This window comes from Nonomuraea sp. NPDC049655, assembly GCF_044465465.1.
GTDB lineage: Bacteria > Actinomycetota > Actinomycetes > Streptosporangiales > Streptosporangiaceae > Nonomuraea.
Map to the genome: position 1 here is coordinate 222066 of NZ_JBITLS010000012.1, position 19109 is coordinate 241174.

The window sequence follows — 19109 nt, forward strand, 5'->3', positions numbered from 1 at the left end:
GTTGTTGACATTCGCCGCATAGGAGACAGAATACACATATGAACAGTTCTTCAGCTGAGAATGTGTTGATGGTGGACGGTTGTGCCGTCAAGGTGGTGGATGCCGACCGGGTGTCCGCGGTGTGCGAGCGCATGCCCGCCGCCGAGGACCTGGCCGACACGGCGGACATCTTCGGCCTGCTGTCTGACCCCAACCGGCTGAAGCTGCTGGTCGCGCTGCTGGACGGCGAGCTGTGCGTGTGCGACCTGGCGGCGGTAACCGGGCAGAGCGAGTCGGCGGTCTCCCACGCGCTGCGCCTGCTGCGTGCCCATCGCATCGTGGCCGCCCGCCGTTCGGGGCGGATGGCGTACTACCGGCTGGAAGATCCGCACGTCCGAATGCTGCTGGACCTGGCGCTGGCCCACACCGAGCACACCGAGGCCATCCACCCGGAGCGGGAGGGCGAGCGCTGATGGGCGTGGGTCACGGGCACGGGCACGCCGGGGCCCGGAACCGCTGGCGGCTGGCGGTCTCTTTCGTCCTGATCGGTGGATTCTTCCTGGTCGAGCTGGCCTACGGGCTGATCTCCGGGTCGCTGGCCCTGATGTCGGACGCCGGGCACATGGCCGCCGACGTCGTCACGCTCGGCGCGGCGCTGGTCGCCACCAGGATCGCCGCTCGCCCCGACACCACCGGCCGGCGCAGCTACGGCTCCTACCGGGCCGAGGTGTTCGCGTCGCTGCTGGCCGTGGTCCTCATGCTGGGCGTCGCCGTCTATGTGGTCGCCGAGGCCATCGGCAGGATCGGCGGCCCGGCCGAGGTGTCCTCAGGGCCGATGCTCGTGGTGGGCGCGTTCGGGCTGGTGGTCAACCTGATCGCCCTGTTCCTGCTGCGGTCCGGCGCCAGTGAGAGCCTCAACGTCAAGGGCGCGTACCTGGAGGTGGTGGCCGACACGGCGGGCTCGGTCGGCGTCATCGCGGCGGGGTGGCTGATCACGGCGACCGGTCAGGTGTTCTGGGACACGGTCATCGCGCTGGCCATCGGCGTGTTCGTCGCCGTGCGTGCGATCTCGCTCGGCCGGCAGGTGTTCGCGGTGCTCGGCCAGCACGTGCCCGAGGGCATGGACGCCTCCGTCGTGGCGGCCGACCTGGCCGCCATCGAGGGCGTGCGCGACGTGCACGACCTGCACCTGTGGACGCTGACCTCCGGCATGAACGTCGCCACCGCCCACCTCGTCACGGGCGACCAGAGTGACAATCACTCCGTCCTCGATCAGGCCCGTGACCTGTTGCGCACCCGTCATGGCGTCGCGCACGCGACCCTGCAGGTGGAGCCGGACGGCCACACCGGCTGCGACGAGGTCGGCTGGTAGCCAGCCACCTCGGAGCTCGGCACGGGCGCGATCACCAGGAACTTGACGTTGTCGAGGAAGGGATCGCGCCTGTAGGCCGACGACGCCTGCCAGGGAACGGTCACGAGGGGCCGGATCGGGCGTTCTCGTCCGTCCGGGGCCCGGGGCAGGTTCGTCGGCATGCTTCAGCCGGTCTGGGGCGACGTTCCGGTCGCGCCGCGGGCGGCGAGCATGTCGCGCATCAGCTCGATCTCCGCCTTCTGGGCGGCGAGTATCGACCTCGCCATGCGCCTCACCTGCGGCTGGCCGCTCCCCTGCGCCGCCTGAGCCATCTGCACGCCGCCCTGGTGATGCGGGATCATCAGGCGCAGGAAGAGGGTCTCCGCCGCCTTGCCGCTCGCCTGTTCCAGCTGCTTGAGCTGGTCGCGGGTGGCCATGCCGGGCATCTGGGCGGACTGCGGTCCCATGCCGGGCATGTTCTGGTGGCCCTGACGCATCCAGGCCATGCGGGGTTCCAGCGACGCCTGGGGCAGGCCCCACAGGTCCAGCCAGGCGTACATCTGCCCGATCTGCTGCTGCTGGGTGATCGCGATGTCGTAGGCGAGCGTCCTGACCTCGCGGTCGGTGGTGCGGTCGCGGATGATCAGTGCCATCTGTACGGCCTGCGCGTGGTGGGCCTGCATGTCACGGGCGAAGCCGGCCTCCAGCGACGCGTCCCCGGGCGGGCCCGCGTACCAGAGGCGGAGGCCGAGGGCGGACAGCGCGAGCGTCAGTACGGCGGTCACCGCCACCAGGACCCCGCGCCGCCGCGGGAACGCCGGGAGCCTCATGCCGACGGCTCCCCGATCCCGCCGCTGCAGGACGCGCCCGGCTCGGGCGTCCCGGGGCCGTTGATGTTGGCGCGCAGGAACGCCGTCAGCCGCGGGTCGTCGGCGCTGTCCAGCTTGAGCTGCTTGCCCCAGGCGCTGAGCACGACCGGCGCGGACAACCCCGTGTACGGCGACAGGACGACGAAGTCGCGTCCCTGGGCCTGCTGGTAGAGGATGTCCAGTTGGTCCTTCGGCAGCCCCGGCTGGAAGGCGATCCAGACGGCTCCGTGCTCCTGGCTGTGGACGACGTTCTCGTTGCGCAGGGGCTTGCTGTAGATGCCGCAGTTCTGCCACTCCGGCGCGTGGTCGCCGCCGACCGGCGGGGCCTGCGGGTAGCTGACGACCTTGTCGGTGTGGTTGCGGCTGCTCACGTTGGTCGTCTGGACCGCGTCCAGCGACCGTCCGGCCCGGTCGTCCAGGACGAACGCCGTGGCCGCCGCGGCCATCCCGGCGGCCGTGATCACCGTGGCGCTGATCATGACGACCCGTCGCCGGCGCTCCGCGCGCCGCTGCTCGGCCTGCAGCGCGGAGAGCCGCTCCTTCAGCGTGCCCTCGGCGTTCTTGCCCATCCGCTACCTCCGAACTCACGTGCTTCTACAGTTCGTAGAACTTCTACAGCACGTAGAATATGGATCCCGTAAGCGGATCCCGTCTCACTCATCCGGGGGGGCGCGCGGGCCGTGCGGTCCAGGATCTGCTGCTCCACCTTTCCGCTGGGCAGGTGGATGCGGTAGAGGCGGATGTTCCCCGGCGAGGAGACGGGGTTGGCTGGGCCGTAAGCGCTGCCGAGCAGTTGGTGGGCGTGGTCGGCGTGCAGCGCCATGCCCTGGAACGGCAGTCCGAGGGCGGCGCCGGGCTGCGGCAGGTCGGCGAGCGGGCGCAGGCCGCCGGGGGCCGTGCAACGCAGGTCCACGAGCCGGAGGCGCGGCTCGCCGGCCATCTTGTAGCGCAGCAGCAACAGGCCGGAGTCGGGATCGAGGGCCGGGGCGTTGCTCGTCGAGCCGGGCAGCGGCCGCCAGGTGGTCAGGCACCGGCTGCCCGAGGTCAGGACGGCGCCGTCGATGAAGGGGAAACGGCGGATGCCGCGGCCGTAGCCGGAGGCCGGGCCGGCGTCCCACTCGGTCCACAGCACGGGGTCGCGGCCCGCGGTCCGCTGCACGCCCAGGGCGCCGCCGTGTCCGAAACCCAGCAGGTACATCGCTCCGGTGAGGGTGCCGTCCAGGGACAGGCGGTTGAGGCACAGGTCGCCGCGCCGAGCGCGTTCGGCCTGGGTACGAGCGTGGCGTTCTCCGTCCAGGCGGACGCCGTCTTGCATGAGCTGGAGGGCGTACAGGTGCCTGTCGCGTTCGTCGAAGGCGAAGGACTGCAGCACGGTGCCGTGCAGCAGGCGTCCGCCGCGCAGCAGGATCCGGCCGGTCGAGGCGAGGCTTCGCGAGTCGGCCGTCGACGGTGACGCCAGGGCGGCAGGCGGTCCGGCGAGTGCCAGATCCATCGCGGCGGCCAGCGCGGGCGTACGAACGGGGGATTCACCAGGTCCTCCTGACGAGAGGGCGAACCGGCACGGTGTCACGCCGGGCGGACGCCTTGCCGGCGGGCTCTTCCGAGGCGACTCGGCCGCGGGCCGCGCCGGGGCCGAGTCTGTGCCTTCAGATCATGTGACGTGGTCGCCGTCGTGGCAGGTGACGGCCCAGTTCGCGGCCGTGTGGTCGGCAGCGGCGGAGGCGGTCGCCGCGACCGCGGCGTCGTCGGGCCGTGGTGAGTGATGGGTGGGGCCGTGCGGGTCGGGGCAGTGCGGTGTCAGGCGTCGCGGGGCGCCGTTCTCGTCGAAGGCGTGGCCGCCGGGCGTGACGTGGTCGACCTGCAGCGTGGTGTGCCCGATGTCGTGGCGTTCGCGCAGCAGCCGTTCGACGGCCAGGCGGGCCGCGTGGCAGTCGGCGCCCGGAACGACCAGCACGTGCGCCGACAGCGCGGGATAGCCGGAGGTGACCTCCCAGATGTGCAGGTCATGCACCTCGACCACGGTGTCGATCGCGGCGATCTGGCGGCCCACCTCGGCCGGGTCCAGCCGGGCAGGAGCGGCCTCCATGAACACCCGTCCGGCGTCGCGGACCAGGCCCCAGCCGGCCTTCAGCATCAGGGCGGCGACCACGAGGGCGGCGATGGCGTCGGCACGGTTCCAGCCGGTCAGCCAGACGACCAGGCCGGCGATGGTGGTGCCGATGAAGGCGTACAGGTCGTTGAGTATGTGCTGGAAGGCGCCCTCGACGTTGAGGCTCGAACGGTTGGCCTTCGACAGCAGCCAGGCGGCGGCCACGTTCACGACGATGCCGGCCAGCCCGGTCGCCATCACGTACAGGCCCTCGACCGCGGGCGGCTCGACCAGGCGGCGCACGCCCTCGAAGGTGAAGTACGCCGCGAGCAGCAGCAGGGTGATGCCGTTGACCTGGGCGGAGACGATCTCGGCGCGCTTGAGGCCATAGGTGAAGCCGCCGCGCGGCGGCCGGGCCGCGATCCGCATCGCGACCAGCGCCAGCACGATCGCCATGGCGTCGGTGAGCATGTGCCCGGCGTCGGAGATCAAGGCCAGCGAACCCGCGATCACGCCGATCACCACCTCGACGGCCATGAAGCCGGTGATCAGCGCGAGCGCGCCGCGCAGGTGACGCCGGTCGGCGTCCGCGCTCACCCCGTGTCCATGTCCGTGTCCGTGTCCGTGTCCATGACCGTGTCCGCGGGGGCCGTCGTCGTGACGGTGGTCGTGACCCTGCTGCTCAGACATGCCTGGAGCTCCTCGGAGGGTGGGCGACGTGGGCGATGGCCAGATGCAGCGGGGGCTCGCAGTCCGCAACATCTGACTGGATGTTCATATGTACAGATGCTGAGCGCTGTAGCCCCAGAGGTCAAGGACCTTGGTGGAGATCGAGGCTTTACTCATGAACATCTGATCAGATGTTTAAACTTTCGGTAATGCGTCAACTACACAACGTAGAAGTTCGCCGGTCAGGACTCCCACGACCTGGTCGCGCTCTACAGGTTCCCCTGCACCGGTGCAGCCACACGCACCCACCGAGTGAAAGGAACACCGATGACCGACCCCCACGACCACCCCACGGCTCCCTGCCTCCCCGGCAGTGAGAACGACTGCGCCGACGATCACACCGCGACGACCGTGCCGGACCAGGGCTGCGACGCCGGTCACTGCCACGACGACCACGGCACGACCGCGTCCTAGCCGCCACGGCGGCCCGCCCCTCGGCGGTCGGGCCGTCACCTCGCCCGCGCGGCCGATCCCGCTCCGGCTCGCCCATGGAGCGACGCCGGAGCGCCCCGCGCCCCGCCGAGTCACGACATCGAGACGACGGTGAAAGGCTGGACCAGTTCCTCATGCACGCCGAGCACGAAGACCACGACCATGACCGCGACCATGACCACGCCCGTGGCCTCCACCTCCCCCACAGCCACGCCGCCCTCGACGGCGCCACCGCACCGCCGCTCCAGGCGGGGACGCCCGGCCGGCTCGCCCTGCTGACCGCCTCCGCGGTGCGCCATCAGGTCTTCACGGTCGTCCGCCTGCGCTCCGGCTACGACCTGGCCGAGGTGGACGCCTTCCTCGCCCAGGTGGAGACCACGCTCAGCCTGCTCTGGCAGGACAACACCCAGCTTCGCGAACGCCTCGGCGCCGCCCCTCCCGCGAACTTGCCCACCGACGCCGGCGTGCTCGCGGCGGCACACCGCAGCGCCCAGGAAACCCTTGAATCCGCCCAGCAGGAAGCCCATCAGATCCTCGCCGACGCCCGTACCGACGCCGAACGACTGCGGCGCGAGGCCGCGTCGGCCGCCGACGCGCTGACCCGGGCCGCCCACCAGGCCCTTGACGAACAGCTCGACCGGCTCGAACGCGCCATCACCGACCAGGGCCGGAACCTGCAGCACAACCTGCACACCCAACTCGGCCACCTGCGCGCCGCCCTGGCCGACCTGGACGCCCACGGCCCCACGCCCGCCCACGGCGCCCACGACGCGGCCTCGCAGCGGCCGATCACCGTACATTCGCCCCCCTTCACCCGCGACCCGGCCGCCGGTCACTGACGGACGGCCTGGCTCGTCGGCTCGTGCCGTCCGTCGTCGCGGTGTCCCGACGCGACGACCGCCCACCAACCCCGCACCCTCGCCGGAAAGGCCGTGTCATGCTCGTGCCGCTCGGGGGATCGACGCCGCCATCAGTGCCCCTGCACACCCTGTCCGCCCTGAACGTGGAAGCCTCCGCCCCCGATACTGCCCTGACCGCCTGGACGACCTGGGCCGCCGTCGTGCTGGTGGCACTGTCCACGCTGGTCGGCGCCTCCCTGGCCCGCCGCAGGAACGCCACGATCAGCGTCTGGCTGGCCATCGCCTCGGCGCTGATGCTCATCACCGCCCTGGTCGACCTGCTGCCCGACGCCTGGCACGAAGCCGACGCCACCGGCGTGCCGCTGTGGGTCGTGGGTGTGGCCGGCGCGTTCGGCTTCCTGGTCATCACCTTCTTCACCCGTAAGGGCTGCGGGCACAGTCACGGTGACAAGGCCGGCGGCGGGCGGCACGCGCCCGGCCTGCACCGCCGGGTCCAGCAGGCGGTCAGCGCCGCCGTCTACGGCGGTGTGGGCACCGCGGCCGCCCTGTCGCTGCACCGCATGATCGAGGGGGCGACCCTGGCCCTGGCCGCGTCCGCCGTCGTGGTGGCCGCCCTGGTGATCCACTCGGCCAGTGAAGGGCTGGCCCTGACCGCCATGCTCGACCTGGCGCGCAGACCGGCCGTCCCCTGGCTCACCCTGTCCTGTCTGGCTCCCGCGGCCGGCGTCGTCCTGGCGACGGTGGCGCCGCTGCCCGCCCAGAGCGTGCCGGTGCTGCTCGGCATGGTGACCGGCGTCCTGCTGCGTACCGGTCTCATCGGACTCGCCATCGCCCGCGACAGCCGCCGCCTCACCCGCCGCCACCTCGTCCTCGCCGCCACCGCCGTGGCCGCCATCGGCGGCCTGCTGGTCACCACCCAGACCCTGCTCGCCGACGGTCCGCCGGCATCCTCCGCGCCGGTCGCCGCCGCCCGGGGCCTCGCCACCGCGCCGAACCCTCGAACGGCCGATGCCGCACCGCCCCTCGATCCGTTGCCTCGGCAGATGTCCGAGGCCCAGCTACGCGCCGCCGTCACCGCCAGGCGGCTCACCCTCGAACAACTCCTGGCGCGCAGGGACGCCACCACCATAGCCGCCGACGCCACCGCCCTCCTGCGCGCCCTGCCCGAGCGCACCCCCGACCAGATCACGCGGACCCTGCGCCAGGCCAAGATCGATCCCGGCACCAGTGTCGGTGACCTCACCCTGCTGCAGCGCCACCTCCTGCTCACCTCACTCAGCGACGCGCTCCCCACCCCACGCCCCTGAGACGACGCCTCGGCCCACCAGTCCGGCCGGTCAGGTTCGACAACATGTAGAAAGCGATATCGGCGACTCACCCCCGTCCCGACCTGGATCGATAAGGCCGTCATGAGGAGCGGGCCCGGTTCCGGGATCAAGGGCTTAGCCGGGTCTTACGCCGGAGTTGGCACCGTGAGGCAGCAGAACTTGAGGGAGATGACAGATGAACGCGCACGAGCCTCACGAGCAGGACCCTGGAGCGCAGGGAAACGGCGGGTGGAGCCAGTTCGGCACCACGCCACCGACCGCCGGAGGCTTCCCCCGCCGTGACCCGATCGTCACGGAGCAGCCGCCGCCCCCGCCTCCGCCGGCGCCGACCTTGAAGGCCCGTTTCACCGCCGGCCAGAAGGCGGTGGCCGGGCTCGCGCTGGCAGCGATGGCGATCGTCGGCGGGGTGGTCGGCGCCGTCGCGGTGAACTCCTTCCGGCCCGCGCCCGTCGCCACCACCAGCCACGTGCCCAGCCCCGTCCTCAAGCCGGCCTCCGGGCCGCTCACCGTGGCAGACGTCGCGGCCAAGGTTCAGCCGACCGTCGTGATGATCCAGGGGCAGAGCGGCGAGGGCTCGGGCGTCGTGCTGTCGGCGGACGGCCTCATCCTCACCAACAACCACGTGGTCGAGGGTGCGAGCCAGGGCGGCGGGCAGATGAGCGTGAAGTTCAGCGACGGCAAGACGGCCAAGGCGAGCATCGTCGGCACCGATCCAGCCACCGACCTGGCCGTCATCAAGGCCGCGGACGTGTCCGGGCTGACCAAGGCGACGCTCGGCGACAGCGACGCACTCAAGGTGGGTGAAGCCGTACTGGCCATCGGCAGCCCCCTCGGCCTGGACGGATCCGTGACGGCGGGGATCGTCAGCGCGCTCGACCGTACCCTCACCACCGGCCCTGACCAGCGGCAGCAGCTCCCTCCCGGCTGGGGGCAGGAGCAGAGCCGGCAGAGCGCCGGCACGACGATCGGCGGCGCCATCCAGACCGACGCCTCGATCAACCCGGGCAACTCCGGCGGCGCGCTCGTCAACGCCGCTGGGGAACTGGTCGGCATCAACACCGCCATCGCCTCGAACGCCGCCGGCGGCGGTGTGGGCTTCGCCATCCCGGTCAACACCGCCAAGCAGGTCTCCGACCAGCTCATCGCCACCGGCAAGGTCCGCCACGCGGTCCTCGGGGTGAGCGTCACCGACGCGACCGGCGATGTGCCCGGCGCCCTGATCAGCCAGGTCATAGCGGGAAGCCCGGCGGAGAAGGCCGGACTGAAGCAGGGCGACCTGATCACGAAGATCGGCAACACACCGGTCGACGCGGGCGAGACCGTCGTCGGACAGGTCAGAGGCGCCAAGCCGGGCCAACAGGTCAAGATCACTTACCTGCGGGACGGCCAGGCGCACGAGGTCAACGTCACCCTCCAGGAGAAGACCTGACCCGACGTCCACGCTGGCCAGTGAGCGGCCGCGCCTCCCCCAGGGTTGGGCTCTGGCCAGTGATTCGGCGCCTGACAGCGTTCTCGGCACACTCCGGAGCCTCTCCCTGAAGGCAGGAAAGGCGAATCCTCATGGCAGTCCTTCGCAGGAGCGCTCACGACAGCCTGCGCATTCGCCAGGGCTCCGAATTTCTCGTCACCGAGGTGGCGGACGGCATGCCCACAGGGAGCCCCCGCCCAGGACAGGACTTGGGAGGATGGGCGCTCCGCAGGATCGGAGCAGGGCCCAACGGCGTCGACATCGCCGGCGCCGTGCCTCCCGGCGGCCCGATCCACGTCCGCTACGAACTCTGGGACGCCGAGCCGGGCCTGCTCCCTGCCTGGGATCGTCTGTGGGAAGGCCGCTTCCACCTGGGAACCGGCCTCATCGGCATTGCTCAGCATTTCGCGGAGGAGTGGGATGAGTACGTCGAGTTCGACACGGGCGAGCGTGACAGCGCCTGGTCGGCTCGCGTGCTGAACAGGGTTCTGTCCAACACCGAGGAGCCCGACTTTCCTGCCGACATCGTCGAGGTCGATCTCTACAGAGTGCAACTCTGGCCGCTCGCCTCGGCATTAGGCGGCCGCGACAGAACCGCCGATCAAATGCGTAGAAGGCTCCGGTGCTCGGGAAGTCCTCCGAGCGCTGCGCCTGCCCCGGCGGGACAACCGAAGGACGCCTCTATGTCAGAGAGGCGAGGAGCCGGCCAAATGCTGTGAGATCCGCGCAGGTGATCGGATAGCCGTAGGTGGACGGCCGCTTGCCTTTGTTGACCTTCTTGGGAAAGTGACGCATGCCATCGGAATGCTTGGGCGCGTCAGGAATCCCTAATCCCGCCTCCGCCGGAAGTCGTGACAGGTCGGTCTCGGGGTGCAGGAAGACAGCGATGACGTTTCTCCCGCTCCGCTGCCGATCGAGATAGATGATGGCGTGGTCGCGTTTCAACTCACAGTAGTACTGCACGGGCTCGCGGAGCAGGATGAATCCGTGCTCGTGCGCGATGGCCAACAGGCGCTGTTCGAGATCCGTGAGCGGGTGCTCGTGTGCGGCCATTGTGCTCCTTCTGACAGGCGCAGCCTCGGACGTACCTCACCAGAAGCGGATCTTAACGGCCGACCACGCCCACCGCAGGAGCCGCCTGGGCCCGTGATCCGGACGTTCCTGGGTACGTCGAGCGGGCCCAGCTGAGGCACGCCTGACCCAGGCGTGCTGCGAGCTCTGCCTGGCAGGGGGTGAATGCGGCAGGCGTGGATACCGGCGGTGCGGGGTTCTCAGTACAGTGTCGGGGTGGTGGGTGAGCAGCTGAGTGTGCGGGTGGACAGCTGGATCTGGTCGGTACGGCTCACCAAGACCCGTTCGATCGCGGCCGACGCCTGCCGGGGCGGTCACGTCCGGGTCAACGGGGTGCGGGTCAAGCCTGCGCACGCCGTACGGGTCGGAGACGAGATCCGGCTGCGGCATGACGGGCGCGAACGCATCGTGGTTGTCTCCCGTGCCATCACCAAGCGCGTCGGCGCCGCCGTGGCCGCCGAGTGCTACGTCGACAAGAGCCCTCCGCCCCCTCCCCGCGAGGAGACCGTGACGGTGGCCGTCCGGGCTCGTGGCGCGGGGCGTCCCACCAAACGCGAACGCCGCAGCCTCGACAAGCTGCTCGCGCGCCCGGTGGTGGAGGAGCGACGAGGCGGCCGAGCACGTCCGGACTGACCACAGAGATCCCGCCGCACCCGATGCACGGAGGCAACCGCGCCTGTGCGGCATCCCGACAATGCGGCGGTGCGCTCTCGGACGCGGCGAGGTCTTCACATAGCCGCTGGACGCCGCCCCCGAGATCCAGCCGATGTCTGCAACGGCCGGCTCGTCAGGGCCGCCGGCTGGGTCGCCGGCCCCGAAGCCTGGTCTGAGCAGCCCGTCCGCTGAGCGCCGCGGCGCCCTTGGCGCGCCGAAAATCGGTTGCCTGGGATGGCGAGGGTTCGAGAGCGTGATCCCCATGAGGCTCTGACGGAAGACACCCCGCCCTTGGTGATGCCGCGACGCCGGTTCGCGTCGTGATGCCGCCTGTCCATGCCCTTCTGCAGGGAAGAGAACGTCTTTGTCTCAGCAACAGTCTCAGCGACACCCGGCCCCGTCCGCTCCGGTCACGGGGGCCACCGTCACCGTGTTCGCCTCGCCCACCAGCTGGATCGAGTCCGACGCCGTCGCGCAGTGCCGTCAGGTGGCCGCTCTCGATGGCATGACGCACGTCGCCGCCATGCCTGACCTGCACCCCGGCAAGGGCGCGCCCGTCGGGGCCGCCATGGCGTCGGCCGTCCTGTACCCGTTCCTGGTGGGCTCCGACATCGGGTGCGGCATCGCCGTGTTCCCGGTGAGGCTCAAGCGCGCCGTGCCCGAGAGGCTCGCCGCCCGCTTTCCCGACCTCGATCGTGCGCTGCATCCCGAGCGTGATGCCGACGATCCCGCCTGGGCCGTCATGAAGGACGACATCCCCGCCGGTCACGTCGAGGGCCTCGGGACGGTCGGCCGCGGCAACCACTTCGTCGAGCTGGCCCGGATCGGGACCGTCTTCGAACCGGGCCATGCCGCTCGGCTCGGCCTCGACGCCGGTGACCTGGTCCTCGTCGTCCACAGCGGTTCACGAGGGCTGGGCGAACGGATCCTGCGCGAGCACACCGAGGTCCACGGCGCGGGCCCCGCCCCCGATCCCGCCGCCTACCTGGCCAGGCACGACCAGGCCGTACGGTGGGGGTCGCTCAACCGGCGGCTGCTGGCCGCCCGGGTCGCGCACGCGCTGGGGTTCGAGCCTGCCGAGCCGATCCTCGACCAGTGCCACAACCTGGTCGAACTCCGCGACGGCGGCTACCTGCACCGCAAGGGAGCGGCGCCGGGCGACGGCCGCGACGTGCTCATCGCCGGCACCCGCGGCACCCCGTCCTATCTCGTGGCCGCCCACGCCGGTCCGGACGCCGGCCATTCCGTGGCGCACGGCGCGGGCCGCAAGATGTCGCGCGCGGACGCCCTGCGCCGCGGCCGGGCCAAGCACACCGTCGAAGAGCTGCGCCGCACGCCGGTGGGGTCGGTGGTGGTGTGCGGCGACCGCCAGCTTCTCTTCGAGGAGGCGCCCACGGCCTACAAGCGCATCGAGCAGGTGATCAGCGACCTCGTCGACCACGGACTGGCCACGCCCGTGGCCACCACGATCCCCCTGGTCACCTACAAGACACCCGACCTCGGACCGGACTCCCGAAAGGACCGCCGCAAGCGGGGGCGGCCGTGAACGTCGTCCGCCTACCGGCTGCCGCGCCGCCTGGCAGGCGGCCTCCCTGTGCCGGCGGGCCTTCGGCGAGTGGTCCGGCTGCGGGAGTTCGAGTGGGGTCGGTGCGCGATCGGGAGGCGTCAGACGCTGGAAGTGCGCCCCGTGCAGCGCAGCGTGTTGCCCTTCCTCACGAACGTGGCGTCCACGGCGAAGTAGAGCTTCTTCCTGGCCGGGACCTTGAGGTCGAGGATGACGTCGTAGGAGACGTCGTAGAGTGCCTTCTTCTCGCGAAACGTCTTCCCGTAGACCTTTTCGTCCTTGCCGCGGCGTTCGACCATCAGGTTGAGGTGTGCGGTCTTCAGGCGGGTCGGCGCCTCGGAGCTCCAGCGGTAGATGATGTCGGAGATGCGGTGGTACCCGCCGGTCGTCCGGTACTTCAGCTCGAAGTACGCCTTCTCGCCATCGCTCATCGTGCAGCTGGATTTGACGCTTTGCGCCGGAGCGGCCGTGGTGGCGTGCGCGGCGGAGGTCAGCAGGGCGAGTGCCAGGCCGGCCCCGGCGAGCGTGGCCGCGGCGTTCCCGAGGATGTGCGTCATTTGCGCGTCTCCCTTCGCATGGCTCGGATCTGTGGTCGAGGTTGACGGCGGCGGTGTTGAGGATCTGTTGAGTATCTGTTCAGGCAGGCTGGGACGGAGAGTTGGCTCTGGTGCCGGCCTGTGGAAATACGGGGCTAGCGGCCGATCAGGGTCGCGTCTGGGAGTGACTGCTTGACCGCCTCCGGCGTGCCCACCACGACCGTCAGTTTTTCGGCAGTCTTCTTTGCCGCCGCGTTTCCGTAGAGCTGCACCTTTCCGAGCTTTTTTGCCTGGACGGTGACGAACATCCGGGTGGGGGTGCACCACAGGGTCACGGTGCTCTCCGAACTGGTGCCGACCATGGGTTCCTTGGGCCCGGCGAAGCCCTCTTCCGCGGTGACGACGTTGCCCTCGGACTTGGTCAGATCCTGGCTCATGTTGAAAAGCACGCTGGAGGATCCCTGATCGGCGAGTCCGCACACGCCCTTGTTGCTGATCCAGGGGACCATGTCGTATTCGCCGACCTGGATCCGCGCCAACACCTTGTCCGCCCCGTCCGGCATGCCCGATTTGGAGGCCGCGGCCGGCAATGACGCCAGCGGCCAGCGGCCCGGATCCTTGAGCAGCCAGTCCTTCGGCTCGTTCGTCGAACAGGCCGTCAACAATAAGACCGCAAGTATCACGATTTTTCCCCGCATAGGTCGATCATCATAAGGTCGAAACTTCGTGCCGTACGGGCGTATGCGGTGACATTCCAGGGGCGGGTTACCGTTGGAGTAGGTGTCGAATCGGCGTTGGGGGTACGCATGAAGCGACGCTCCGCGAAGACAGCGATGGCCGCAGGGGCATTCCTGGCCGCCATCACCACCGGATCAGCCGCGTCGGGGGCCACTGCGACGGCCATGGCATCTTCGCCGATGCCGTCCCCGAGCCCTGGAGGAACGCAGCCCACGTGCCCCGGCATGGGGCAGATGCATGCCGTGACCAGCGAGTACGACTACCTGTCGCAGATGGTCCCGCACCACGAGGACGCCATCGCCGCGGCCCGGCAGCTGCAGCGGTCCAGCAGGCCGGAGATGCGGCGGCTCGGGCAGTCGATCGTCACGACGCAGACCGCCGAGGTCGCTCGGATGAAGGGCTGGCTGCTGCAGTGGTACCCGCAGAGCCCGGCGCCGAGCCCGAGCGGGACCACGATGCCCGACCTGTCGGGGCTCTCGGGGAATCAGCTCGACAAGGCGTTCCTGCAGCACATGATCCCGCACCACATGATGGCGATCATGATGTCGCAGCAGCTCCTCGTGCAGGGTGAGGCGGTGCATCCCGAGGTCGCCGCCTTCGCCCGCAAGGTACGCGACGACCAGCGGGCCGAGGTCGCCACGATGCGGCGGTACCTGGTCCAGTGGTTCGGGGAGCAGAGCATGCCCTGCATCCCACAAATGCCCGGCATGCCCGACATGACGCCAGAGCCACACATGTCTGAGATGACACCAGGGCCGCACATGTCCGGCATGACGCCCACCACCGGCACGTCCTGACGGCACCCCGACCGCTCGGCCGGCGAGGGGAAGGGACGGCGCGGGCCGCGAAGAAGACGGGGAACGCCCAGCCCGACGGGTGGAAAGGCGCGACGTCAGAAGGCGGGGAAGGCCCAGCCCGACGGGTGAAGGGCGCGACGTCAGAAGGCGGGGAAGGCCCAGCCCGATGGGTGGAAGGGCGCGCGCTCCCCGCGGAAGGCGAGCGAGGCGGCGGTGACCGCGCCCGGCCGCAGTTCCTCGACCCGGCCCGCCGCCGCCAGCGACGACAGTGTGGTGCCGCCCAGGTAGGCCGCCCCCAGTTCGGCGGACGTCAGCCGCAGGTCGGCCTGGGCCCGGGTGCGTTCGCAGGTGACGGAGTCGCCGTCGGCCCGCAGGCGGTGGCGTCCGGCGTTCCAGGGGCAGAACGGGTCCTGGACCTCCAGGACCAGGTCCAGGGGGGTCGAGTAGCGGCGGGCCGCCAGCGCCCGGTCGACGTCCACCAGGCGGACCCAGAGGTTGTCGATCGTGGTGGCGCGGGCCGCGCGCGGGTCGGTCAGCAGGTGCGTCAGCGGTTCGTCGACGGCGCCGTCGTAGGTGAGGCCGGCGTGCGCGTCGAGGTCGATGAGGAAGCGCCACAGAGCGGCGTAGGACTGCATAGTGGTGGCCGCGACCTCGATGACCTGCACCAACCCGGGCCTTGAGCGGTAGAGGACGTACCCGGTGGCCTCGCCGCCTGGCTCGGTGTGCACGGCGAAGCGCAGCTCCGTCCCGCCGCCGCGGACGCGTTCGCCATCTGCCAGGCGGGCCTGCCAGAACTTCTCCGCACGGTCCACCCAGCCGACCGCGCCGCGGCGGGCGGTGTCGTAGACCTTCTCCAGCAGCGGCCGGGCGTCCTGACGGGCGAGCAGGCGGATCGTGCCGTCGCCGAGGTCGGTGCCGGGCCGCAGGGCCATGAGTCTCTTGTCCGCCTGGATCTCGGCCACGTGGCTGGCGACGCCGTACCCGAACCGGCCGTAGATGGTGGCCTCGGCGGCGTTGAGCGCGGTGATCGGCTCGCCGCCCGACTCGTGCAGGTCGGTGAGCTGCTTGCGCATCATCGCGGTGAGGATGCCGCGACGCCGGTGCGTGGGCAGGACCGCGACGAGCGTGATGCCGGCGACGGGGACGGCCGCGCCGGGGACCGTCATGACCCGGCCGTAGATCGAGGCGCCGCCGACGATCTCCGGGCCGTCGTAGGCGGCGATCGTGCGTTCGGGCTCGATGGAGGTGGCCGCGTTGCGGAGGCCGCCCTCGTACCAGTCCTGGCCGTAGGTGGTGGTGATCATGCGGGCCCAGGCGTCGAGTTCGTGGGCGTGGATGGTCCGCAGGGGGTAGGTGGTCGCCATGCTTCGAGCCTGGCCGGGTAAACACGGGCCGCACATCGGGAGATCCGGGTATTTATATGCTGACGCCGTGGTGGCGGAGCGCGTGGTCAGTCCCGTGTTCGTCGGCCGGGGTGAGGAGCTGTCGGCCCTGGCCGACGCCCTCGACCGCGCCGTCGCGGAGGGGCCGGCGGTGGCGCTGGTGGCCGGGGAGGCCGGGATCGGCAAGTCGCGGCTGCTGGCGGAGTTCGCGCGGTCGCTGGGTCCTCGGGTTCGGGTGGTCGAGGGCGCCTGTGCCGAGCTGGGCAGCGACGGCCTGCCGTACGCGCCGTTCGTGACGGTGCTGCGCCGGCTGATCCGCGTCGAAGGGGTGCTGCCCGGACCGTACCGCCAGCTGGCCCGCTGGTTCCCCGAGCTCGGCGGGACGGACGAGGCCGAAGGCGGCAGGCACCGGCTGTACGAGGAGGTCCTGACGCTGGTCGAGCGGGTGGCCGCGGACCAGCCGGTGGTCGTCGCGATCGAGGATCTGCACTGGGCCGACGCCGCCACCCGCGAGCTGCTCGGTTTCCTGGCCAGGAACCTGACCCAGCCCGGCGTGTTGCTGCTGATCACGTACCGGCCGCACGAGACCGGCGACGGGCTGCTGCTGTCCGAGCTCGCCCGCCGCCCGCGCGCCACCGCGTTGCGCCTGGACCGCCTGGATCGGCAGGACGTGGGCCGCCAGCTGGCCGCGATCCTCGGCACGGAACCGGACGCGGCCGCCGTACTGCGCGTGCACGAACGCAGCGACGGCAACCCGCTGTTCGTCGAGGCGCTCGCCCGCGCGGGTGAGCGGACCCCGGACAGCCTGCGTGACCTGCTGCTGCACGGCCCGCGCTCGCTGCCCGGCCCGGCTCGTGAGCTGCTGCGCCTGGCCTCGGTGGCGGGCGGACGGGTCGCCCACCGGCTGCTGGCGAAGGTGGCCGGGCAGGACGGGGCCGCCCTGGACGCCCTCCTGCGCGAGCTCGTCGACCGCAGCCTGCTCGTCACGGCAGGGGACGGCTACGACTTCCGCCACGCGCTGATCCGGCACGCCGTCTACGAGGACCTGCTGCCCGGCGAGCGGGCCCGCCTGCACGCGCGCTACGCCGAGGCCCTGCGCGACGGCGACGCCCATGCGCAGCTGGCCGCGCACGCCTACGCCGCCGGGCAGCGCGGGCCGGCTCTGACCGCCGCCTACCTGGCCGCGGCGCAGGCTCGCCGGTCCTACGCCTACGAGGAGCAGGTCCGCCTGCTCGGCCAGGTCCTCGAACTGTGGGATCCGCAGGCGCGGCTGGGGGCCGACAAGATCGACGTCCTGACCGAAGCGGCCGAGGCCGCCATGCTCAGCGGCGACTACGCCCGCGGCGTCGACCTCGCCACGGCGGGGCTGGCCGAGGTGGACGAGCGGCGCGAACCGGAGCGGGCCGCCCAGCTGCTGGAGCACCGGGGCAGGCTGCGGCACCGGCTGGACGGCACGGGCGTCTCCGACTGGGAACACGCCCTTGACCTGCTGGCCGCCGCTCGCGGCAGCGTCCGGCGGGGGCGGCTGCTCGGGGTGCTGGCCATGGGCCTGCTGCCGGAGGTGGACCGGGCCCGCGACCTGTTCGTGGAGGCGCTGGCCGTCGGCCGGCGCACCGGCGACGCCACGGTCACGATCCGCGGGCTGCTGGGCGTCGGGTCCATGACGAGCGACCTCGCGATGCTGGCCGAGGCCCGCACGCTGGCCGAGCGGCTGGACAGCCACGACCTGCTCATGACCGTCCCGATGTACGAGGCCACGCTGCACACCAAGGCCGGCGACCAGCACCGCGCCGTGGAGGCGGCCCGCGGCGGCATCCGTCACGCCCGCCGGTACGGGCTGGGCCGCAGCCGTGGCGCCGAGCTGGCCCGCTACGCCGCGCGCGGCCTGATCCTGGCCGGGCGATGGGACGAGGCCGCCGCCCTGCTGGAGGAGAGCCTCCAGCAGGATCCGCCGCCGCTGTCCCGCCTGGCGCTGCGCGTCCTGGCCGGCTACCTGGCGCTGCTGCGCGGGGACCTGGCCACCGCCGCCGACGCCGCCGACGCCGCCGCCGACGCCGCCGTGGCCGTGACCGGGCACGCCGGGAGCGGCGGCCTGTTCTCCCGCCACCAGTTGTTCTGCCTGCTCGCCGTCGCCCAGGGCGACCCGGAGCGGGCCGACCTGCTGCTGGAGCGGGCGCTGGCCGATCCGGCGCTCACCCGGATCTACAGCAGCGACGCCCGGCCGGTCCTGGTCGCCGGCGCCCTGGTGCAGCAGGTGCGGCTGGCCCGCGGCGCGCCCCGCGAGCGGGTCGCGGGCCGCCGGGCCGAGCTCGCCGCGGCCGATGCGATGCTCGGCGTGGACGGGCCGTTCGACCGGGCCTGGCAGGCCATGCTGCGCGCGCTGGTCGAGGACGCCGACTGGGACGCCGACGGGGACGCCGACTGGGACGCCGACGGGGACGCCGGCTGGGACGGCGTGGCGGCTGCCTGGCGGGATCTGGGACAGCCGTACGAGCTGGCGCTCAGCCTGTTCCACGGCGCGCGGGCCGCGCTGACGGCGGGCGACCGGCCCGGCGGAGCCGCCCGCCTCAGAGAGGCCGCGCGGCTGGCCGACGAGCTGGGCGCCGCGCCGCTCGCCAGGGAGATCGCCCTGCTCGGACGGCCCCGACCGGCGCAGGACGGGCTCACCGAGCGCGAGCGCGACGTGCTCGTCCTGATCGCCGACGGGTTGAGCAACCGGCAGATCGCCGCCCGGCTGCACATCTCGCCCAGCACGGCGGGCGTGCACGTCTCCCACATCCTGGCGAAACTGGGCGCGGCCACCCGTACCGAGGCGGCGGCCATCGCGTTCCGCGAGGGACTGGCGGGATCCTCCACGACCCGGCCGTGACCTGGAAGCAGCCCCGGGGTCAGGTCAGGGTGTCCTCGACCTTGATCTGGCCGCCCTGGACGACCCACTTCTGGTTGGGGTGGTTCAGGCAGGTCCACAACCGCACCACGGTGTTGTTGGCGCGGCTGTTGGTGGCGTCCAGGCAGACCTCCCGGCCGGTGCCTACGGTGTCCTCGACCTTGATCTGGCCGCCCTGGATCACCCACTTCTGGTTGGGATGGTCCAGGCACGTCCACAGGCGCACGTTGGTGTTGTCGGCGCGGCTGTTGGTGGCGTCCAGGCAGACCTCCCGGCCGCTGCCTACGGTGTCCTCGACCTTGATCTGGCCGCCCTGGATCACCCACTTCTGGTTGGGATGGTCCAGGCACGTCCACAGGCGCACGTTGGTGTTGT

Annotated in this window: 21 protein-coding genes; 11 read left to right on the top strand and 10 right to left on the bottom strand. The window is 71.4% G+C overall.

The genetic code is table 11. The features are described from left to right. Nucleotides 1–68: 68 nt before the first annotated feature. Nucleotides 69–452, top strand: a complete 384-nt coding sequence (locus ACIBQ6_RS34900; protein WP_397217135.1) for an ArsR/SmtB family transcription factor — start codon at nucleotides 69–71, stop codon at nucleotides 450–452. Further along, entirely contained in the window at nucleotides 452–1351 is a 900-nt protein-coding gene (locus ACIBQ6_RS34905) for a cation diffusion facilitator family transporter (RefSeq protein WP_397217137.1), read from the top strand. Before ACIBQ6_RS34900 ends, ACIBQ6_RS34905 begins: the two co-directional genes overlap by 1 nt. A 164-nt stretch (nucleotides 1352–1515) precedes the next feature. On the opposite strand, the gene ACIBQ6_RS34910 is transcribed toward ACIBQ6_RS34905, so the two are convergent. The 4 genes from ACIBQ6_RS34910 to ACIBQ6_RS34925 form a co-directional block, all read right to left on the bottom strand. Next, on the bottom strand, nucleotides 1516–2160 hold the full coding sequence (locus tag ACIBQ6_RS34910; RefSeq protein WP_397217139.1) for a DUF305 domain-containing protein: 645 nt from the start codon (nucleotides 2158–2160) through the stop codon (nucleotides 1516–1518). After that, nucleotides 2157–2768 carry a DUF3105 domain-containing protein gene (locus ACIBQ6_RS34915; protein ID WP_397217141.1) on the bottom strand — a complete coding sequence of 204 codons (612 nt, stop codon included), beginning with the start codon at nucleotides 2766–2768 and terminating at the stop codon, nucleotides 2157–2159. The genes ACIBQ6_RS34910 and ACIBQ6_RS34915 overlap by 4 nt, the downstream gene beginning before the upstream one ends. Further along, nucleotides 2741–3691 carry a hypothetical protein gene (locus tag ACIBQ6_RS34920; RefSeq protein ID WP_397217143.1) on the bottom strand — a complete coding sequence of 317 codons (951 nt, stop codon included), beginning with the start codon at nucleotides 3689–3691 and terminating at the stop codon, nucleotides 2741–2743. Before ACIBQ6_RS34920 ends, ACIBQ6_RS34915 begins: the two co-directional genes overlap by 28 nt. A gap of 159 nt (nucleotides 3692–3850) precedes the next feature. Beyond that, complete coding sequence (locus ACIBQ6_RS34925; RefSeq protein ID WP_397217145.1) at nucleotides 3851–4885, bottom strand: cation diffusion facilitator family transporter; 1035 nt, start codon at nucleotides 4883–4885, stop codon at nucleotides 3851–3853. A 399-nt stretch (nucleotides 4886–5284) separates the two neighbouring features. Between ACIBQ6_RS34925 and ACIBQ6_RS34930 the strand changes: the two genes are divergently transcribed. Further along, nucleotides 5285–5431: a hypothetical protein gene (locus ACIBQ6_RS34930; RefSeq protein WP_397217147.1), complete on the top strand. Its 147-nt coding sequence runs from the start codon at nucleotides 5285–5287 to the stop codon at nucleotides 5429–5431. Between the two features lie 110 nt (nucleotides 5432–5541). On the opposite strand, the gene ACIBQ6_RS34935 is transcribed toward ACIBQ6_RS34930, so the two are convergent. Further along, on the bottom strand, nucleotides 5542–5748 hold the full coding sequence (locus tag ACIBQ6_RS34935) for a hypothetical protein (protein WP_397217149.1): 207 nt from the start codon (nucleotides 5746–5748) through the stop codon (nucleotides 5542–5544). Here ACIBQ6_RS34935 and ACIBQ6_RS34940 point away from each other — a divergent pair. The 4 genes from ACIBQ6_RS34940 (at nucleotide 5740) to ACIBQ6_RS34955 (ending at nucleotide 9824) form a co-directional block, all read left to right on the top strand. Continuing rightward, nucleotides 5740–6288 (top strand): DivIVA domain-containing protein, encoded by a 549-nt coding sequence (locus ACIBQ6_RS34940; protein ID WP_397217151.1) that lies wholly within the window; start codon nucleotides 5740–5742, stop codon nucleotides 6286–6288. The two genes, ACIBQ6_RS34935 and ACIBQ6_RS34940, sit on opposite strands and share 9 nt — an antisense overlap. Before the next feature lie 134 nt (nucleotides 6289–6422). Further along, the gene (locus ACIBQ6_RS34945; protein WP_397217153.1) at nucleotides 6423–7616 is read left to right on the top strand and encodes a hypothetical protein; all 1194 of its coding nucleotides are present in this window, start codon (nucleotides 6423–6425) and stop codon (nucleotides 7614–7616) included. A 196-nt stretch (nucleotides 7617–7812) separates the two neighbouring features. Continuing rightward, on the top strand, nucleotides 7813–9066 hold the full coding sequence (locus ACIBQ6_RS34950) for a S1C family serine protease (protein ID WP_397217155.1): 1254 nt from the start codon (nucleotides 7813–7815) through the stop codon (nucleotides 9064–9066). A gap of 131 nt (nucleotides 9067–9197) precedes the next feature. Continuing rightward, entirely contained in the window at nucleotides 9198–9824 is a 627-nt protein-coding gene (locus ACIBQ6_RS34955; protein ID WP_397217157.1) for a hypothetical protein, read from the top strand. On the opposite strand, the gene ACIBQ6_RS34960 is transcribed toward ACIBQ6_RS34955, so the two are convergent. Then, the gene (locus ACIBQ6_RS34960; protein WP_358298940.1) at nucleotides 9787–10158 is read right to left on the bottom strand and encodes a hypothetical protein; all 372 of its coding nucleotides are present in this window, start codon (nucleotides 10156–10158) and stop codon (nucleotides 9787–9789) included. The two genes, ACIBQ6_RS34955 and ACIBQ6_RS34960, sit on opposite strands and share 38 nt — an antisense overlap. Before the next feature lie 237 nt (nucleotides 10159–10395). On the opposite strand from ACIBQ6_RS34960, the gene ACIBQ6_RS34965 reads away from it, so the two are divergent. Further along, nucleotides 10396–10809 carry an RNA-binding S4 domain-containing protein gene (locus tag ACIBQ6_RS34965; protein ID WP_397217159.1) on the top strand — a complete coding sequence of 138 codons (414 nt, stop codon included), beginning with the start codon at nucleotides 10396–10398 and terminating at the stop codon, nucleotides 10807–10809. Nucleotides 10810–11194: 385 nt separating this feature from the next. Then, entirely contained in the window at nucleotides 11195–12376 is a 1182-nt protein-coding gene (locus ACIBQ6_RS34970) for an RNA ligase RtcB family protein (protein ID WP_397217161.1), read from the top strand. Nucleotides 12377–12495: 119 nt separating this feature from the next. On the opposite strand, the gene ACIBQ6_RS34975 is transcribed toward ACIBQ6_RS34970, so the two are convergent. Then, on the bottom strand, nucleotides 12496–12951 hold the full coding sequence (locus tag ACIBQ6_RS34975) for a hypothetical protein (protein WP_397217163.1): 456 nt from the start codon (nucleotides 12949–12951) through the stop codon (nucleotides 12496–12498). A 134-nt stretch (nucleotides 12952–13085) separates the two neighbouring features. Beyond that, nucleotides 13086–13628 carry a hypothetical protein gene (locus tag ACIBQ6_RS34980; protein WP_397217165.1) on the bottom strand — a complete coding sequence of 181 codons (543 nt, stop codon included), beginning with the start codon at nucleotides 13626–13628 and terminating at the stop codon, nucleotides 13086–13088. 264 nt (nucleotides 13629–13892) lie between these two features. Here ACIBQ6_RS34980 and ACIBQ6_RS34985 point away from each other — a divergent pair, with 264 nt between their 5' ends. Continuing rightward, entirely contained in the window at nucleotides 13893–14465 is a 573-nt protein-coding gene (locus ACIBQ6_RS34985) for a DUF305 domain-containing protein (RefSeq protein ID WP_358298928.1), read from the top strand. 140 nt (nucleotides 14466–14605) lie between these two features. Here the strand turns inward: ACIBQ6_RS34985 and ACIBQ6_RS34990 are convergent, their stop codons facing one another. Continuing rightward, entirely contained in the window at nucleotides 14606–15829 is a 1224-nt protein-coding gene (locus tag ACIBQ6_RS34990; protein ID WP_397217167.1) for a GNAT family N-acetyltransferase, read from the bottom strand. A gap of 67 nt (nucleotides 15830–15896) precedes the next feature. Between ACIBQ6_RS34990 and ACIBQ6_RS34995 the strand changes: the two genes are divergently transcribed. Next, nucleotides 15897–18716: an ATP-binding protein gene (locus ACIBQ6_RS34995; protein WP_397217169.1), complete on the top strand. Its 2820-nt coding sequence runs from the start codon at nucleotides 15897–15899 to the stop codon at nucleotides 18714–18716. A gap of 19 nt (nucleotides 18717–18735) precedes the next feature. Here the strand turns inward: ACIBQ6_RS34995 and ACIBQ6_RS35000 are convergent. After that, a partial coding sequence (locus ACIBQ6_RS35000; RefSeq protein WP_397217171.1) for an RICIN domain-containing protein occupies nucleotides 18736–19109 on the bottom strand: 374 nt, incomplete at its 5' end.

Excerpts from the sequence above, each read along its gene's own strand:
- ACIBQ6_RS34900 (WP_397217135.1), top strand. The coding sequence starts at position 69 with ATGGTGGACGGTTGTGCCGTCAAGGTGGTGGATGCCGACCGGGTGTCC.
- ACIBQ6_RS34905 (WP_397217137.1), top strand. The coding sequence starts at position 452 with ATGGGCGTGGGTCACGGGCACGGGCACGCCGGGGCCCGGAACCGCTGG.
- ACIBQ6_RS34910 (WP_397217139.1), bottom strand. The coding sequence starts at position 2,160 with ATGAGGCTCCCGGCGTTCCCGCGGCGGCGCGGGGTCCTGGTGGCGGTG.
- ACIBQ6_RS34915 (WP_397217141.1), bottom strand. The coding sequence starts at position 2,768 with ATGGGCAAGAACGCCGAGGGCACGCTGAAGGAGCGGCTCTCCGCGCTG.
- ACIBQ6_RS34920 (WP_397217143.1), bottom strand. The coding sequence starts at position 3,691 with ATGGATCTGGCACTCGCCGGACCGCCTGCCGCCCTGGCGTCACCGTCG.
- ACIBQ6_RS34930 (WP_397217147.1), top strand. The coding sequence starts at position 5,285 with ATGACCGACCCCCACGACCACCCCACGGCTCCCTGCCTCCCCGGCAGT.
- ACIBQ6_RS34935 (WP_397217149.1), bottom strand. The coding sequence starts at position 5,748 with ATGGCGCACCGCGGAGGCGGTCAGCAGGGCGAGCCGGCCGGGCGTCCC.
- ACIBQ6_RS34950 (WP_397217155.1), top strand. The coding sequence starts at position 7,813 with ATGAACGCGCACGAGCCTCACGAGCAGGACCCTGGAGCGCAGGGAAAC.
- ACIBQ6_RS34955 (WP_397217157.1), top strand. The coding sequence starts at position 9,198 with ATGGCAGTCCTTCGCAGGAGCGCTCACGACAGCCTGCGCATTCGCCAG.
- ACIBQ6_RS34960 (WP_358298940.1), bottom strand. The coding sequence starts at position 10,158 with ATGGCCGCACACGAGCACCCGCTCACGGATCTCGAACAGCGCCTGTTG.
- ACIBQ6_RS34975 (WP_397217163.1), bottom strand. The coding sequence starts at position 12,951 with ATGACGCACATCCTCGGGAACGCCGCGGCCACGCTCGCCGGGGCCGGC.
- ACIBQ6_RS34980 (WP_397217165.1), bottom strand. The coding sequence starts at position 13,628 with ATGCGGGGAAAAATCGTGATACTTGCGGTCTTATTGTTGACGGCCTGT.
- ACIBQ6_RS34985 (WP_358298928.1), top strand. The coding sequence starts at position 13,893 with ATGGGGCAGATGCATGCCGTGACCAGCGAGTACGACTACCTGTCGCAG.
- ACIBQ6_RS34990 (WP_397217167.1), bottom strand. The coding sequence starts at position 15,829 with ATGGCGACCACCTACCCCCTGCGGACCATCCACGCCCACGAACTCGAC.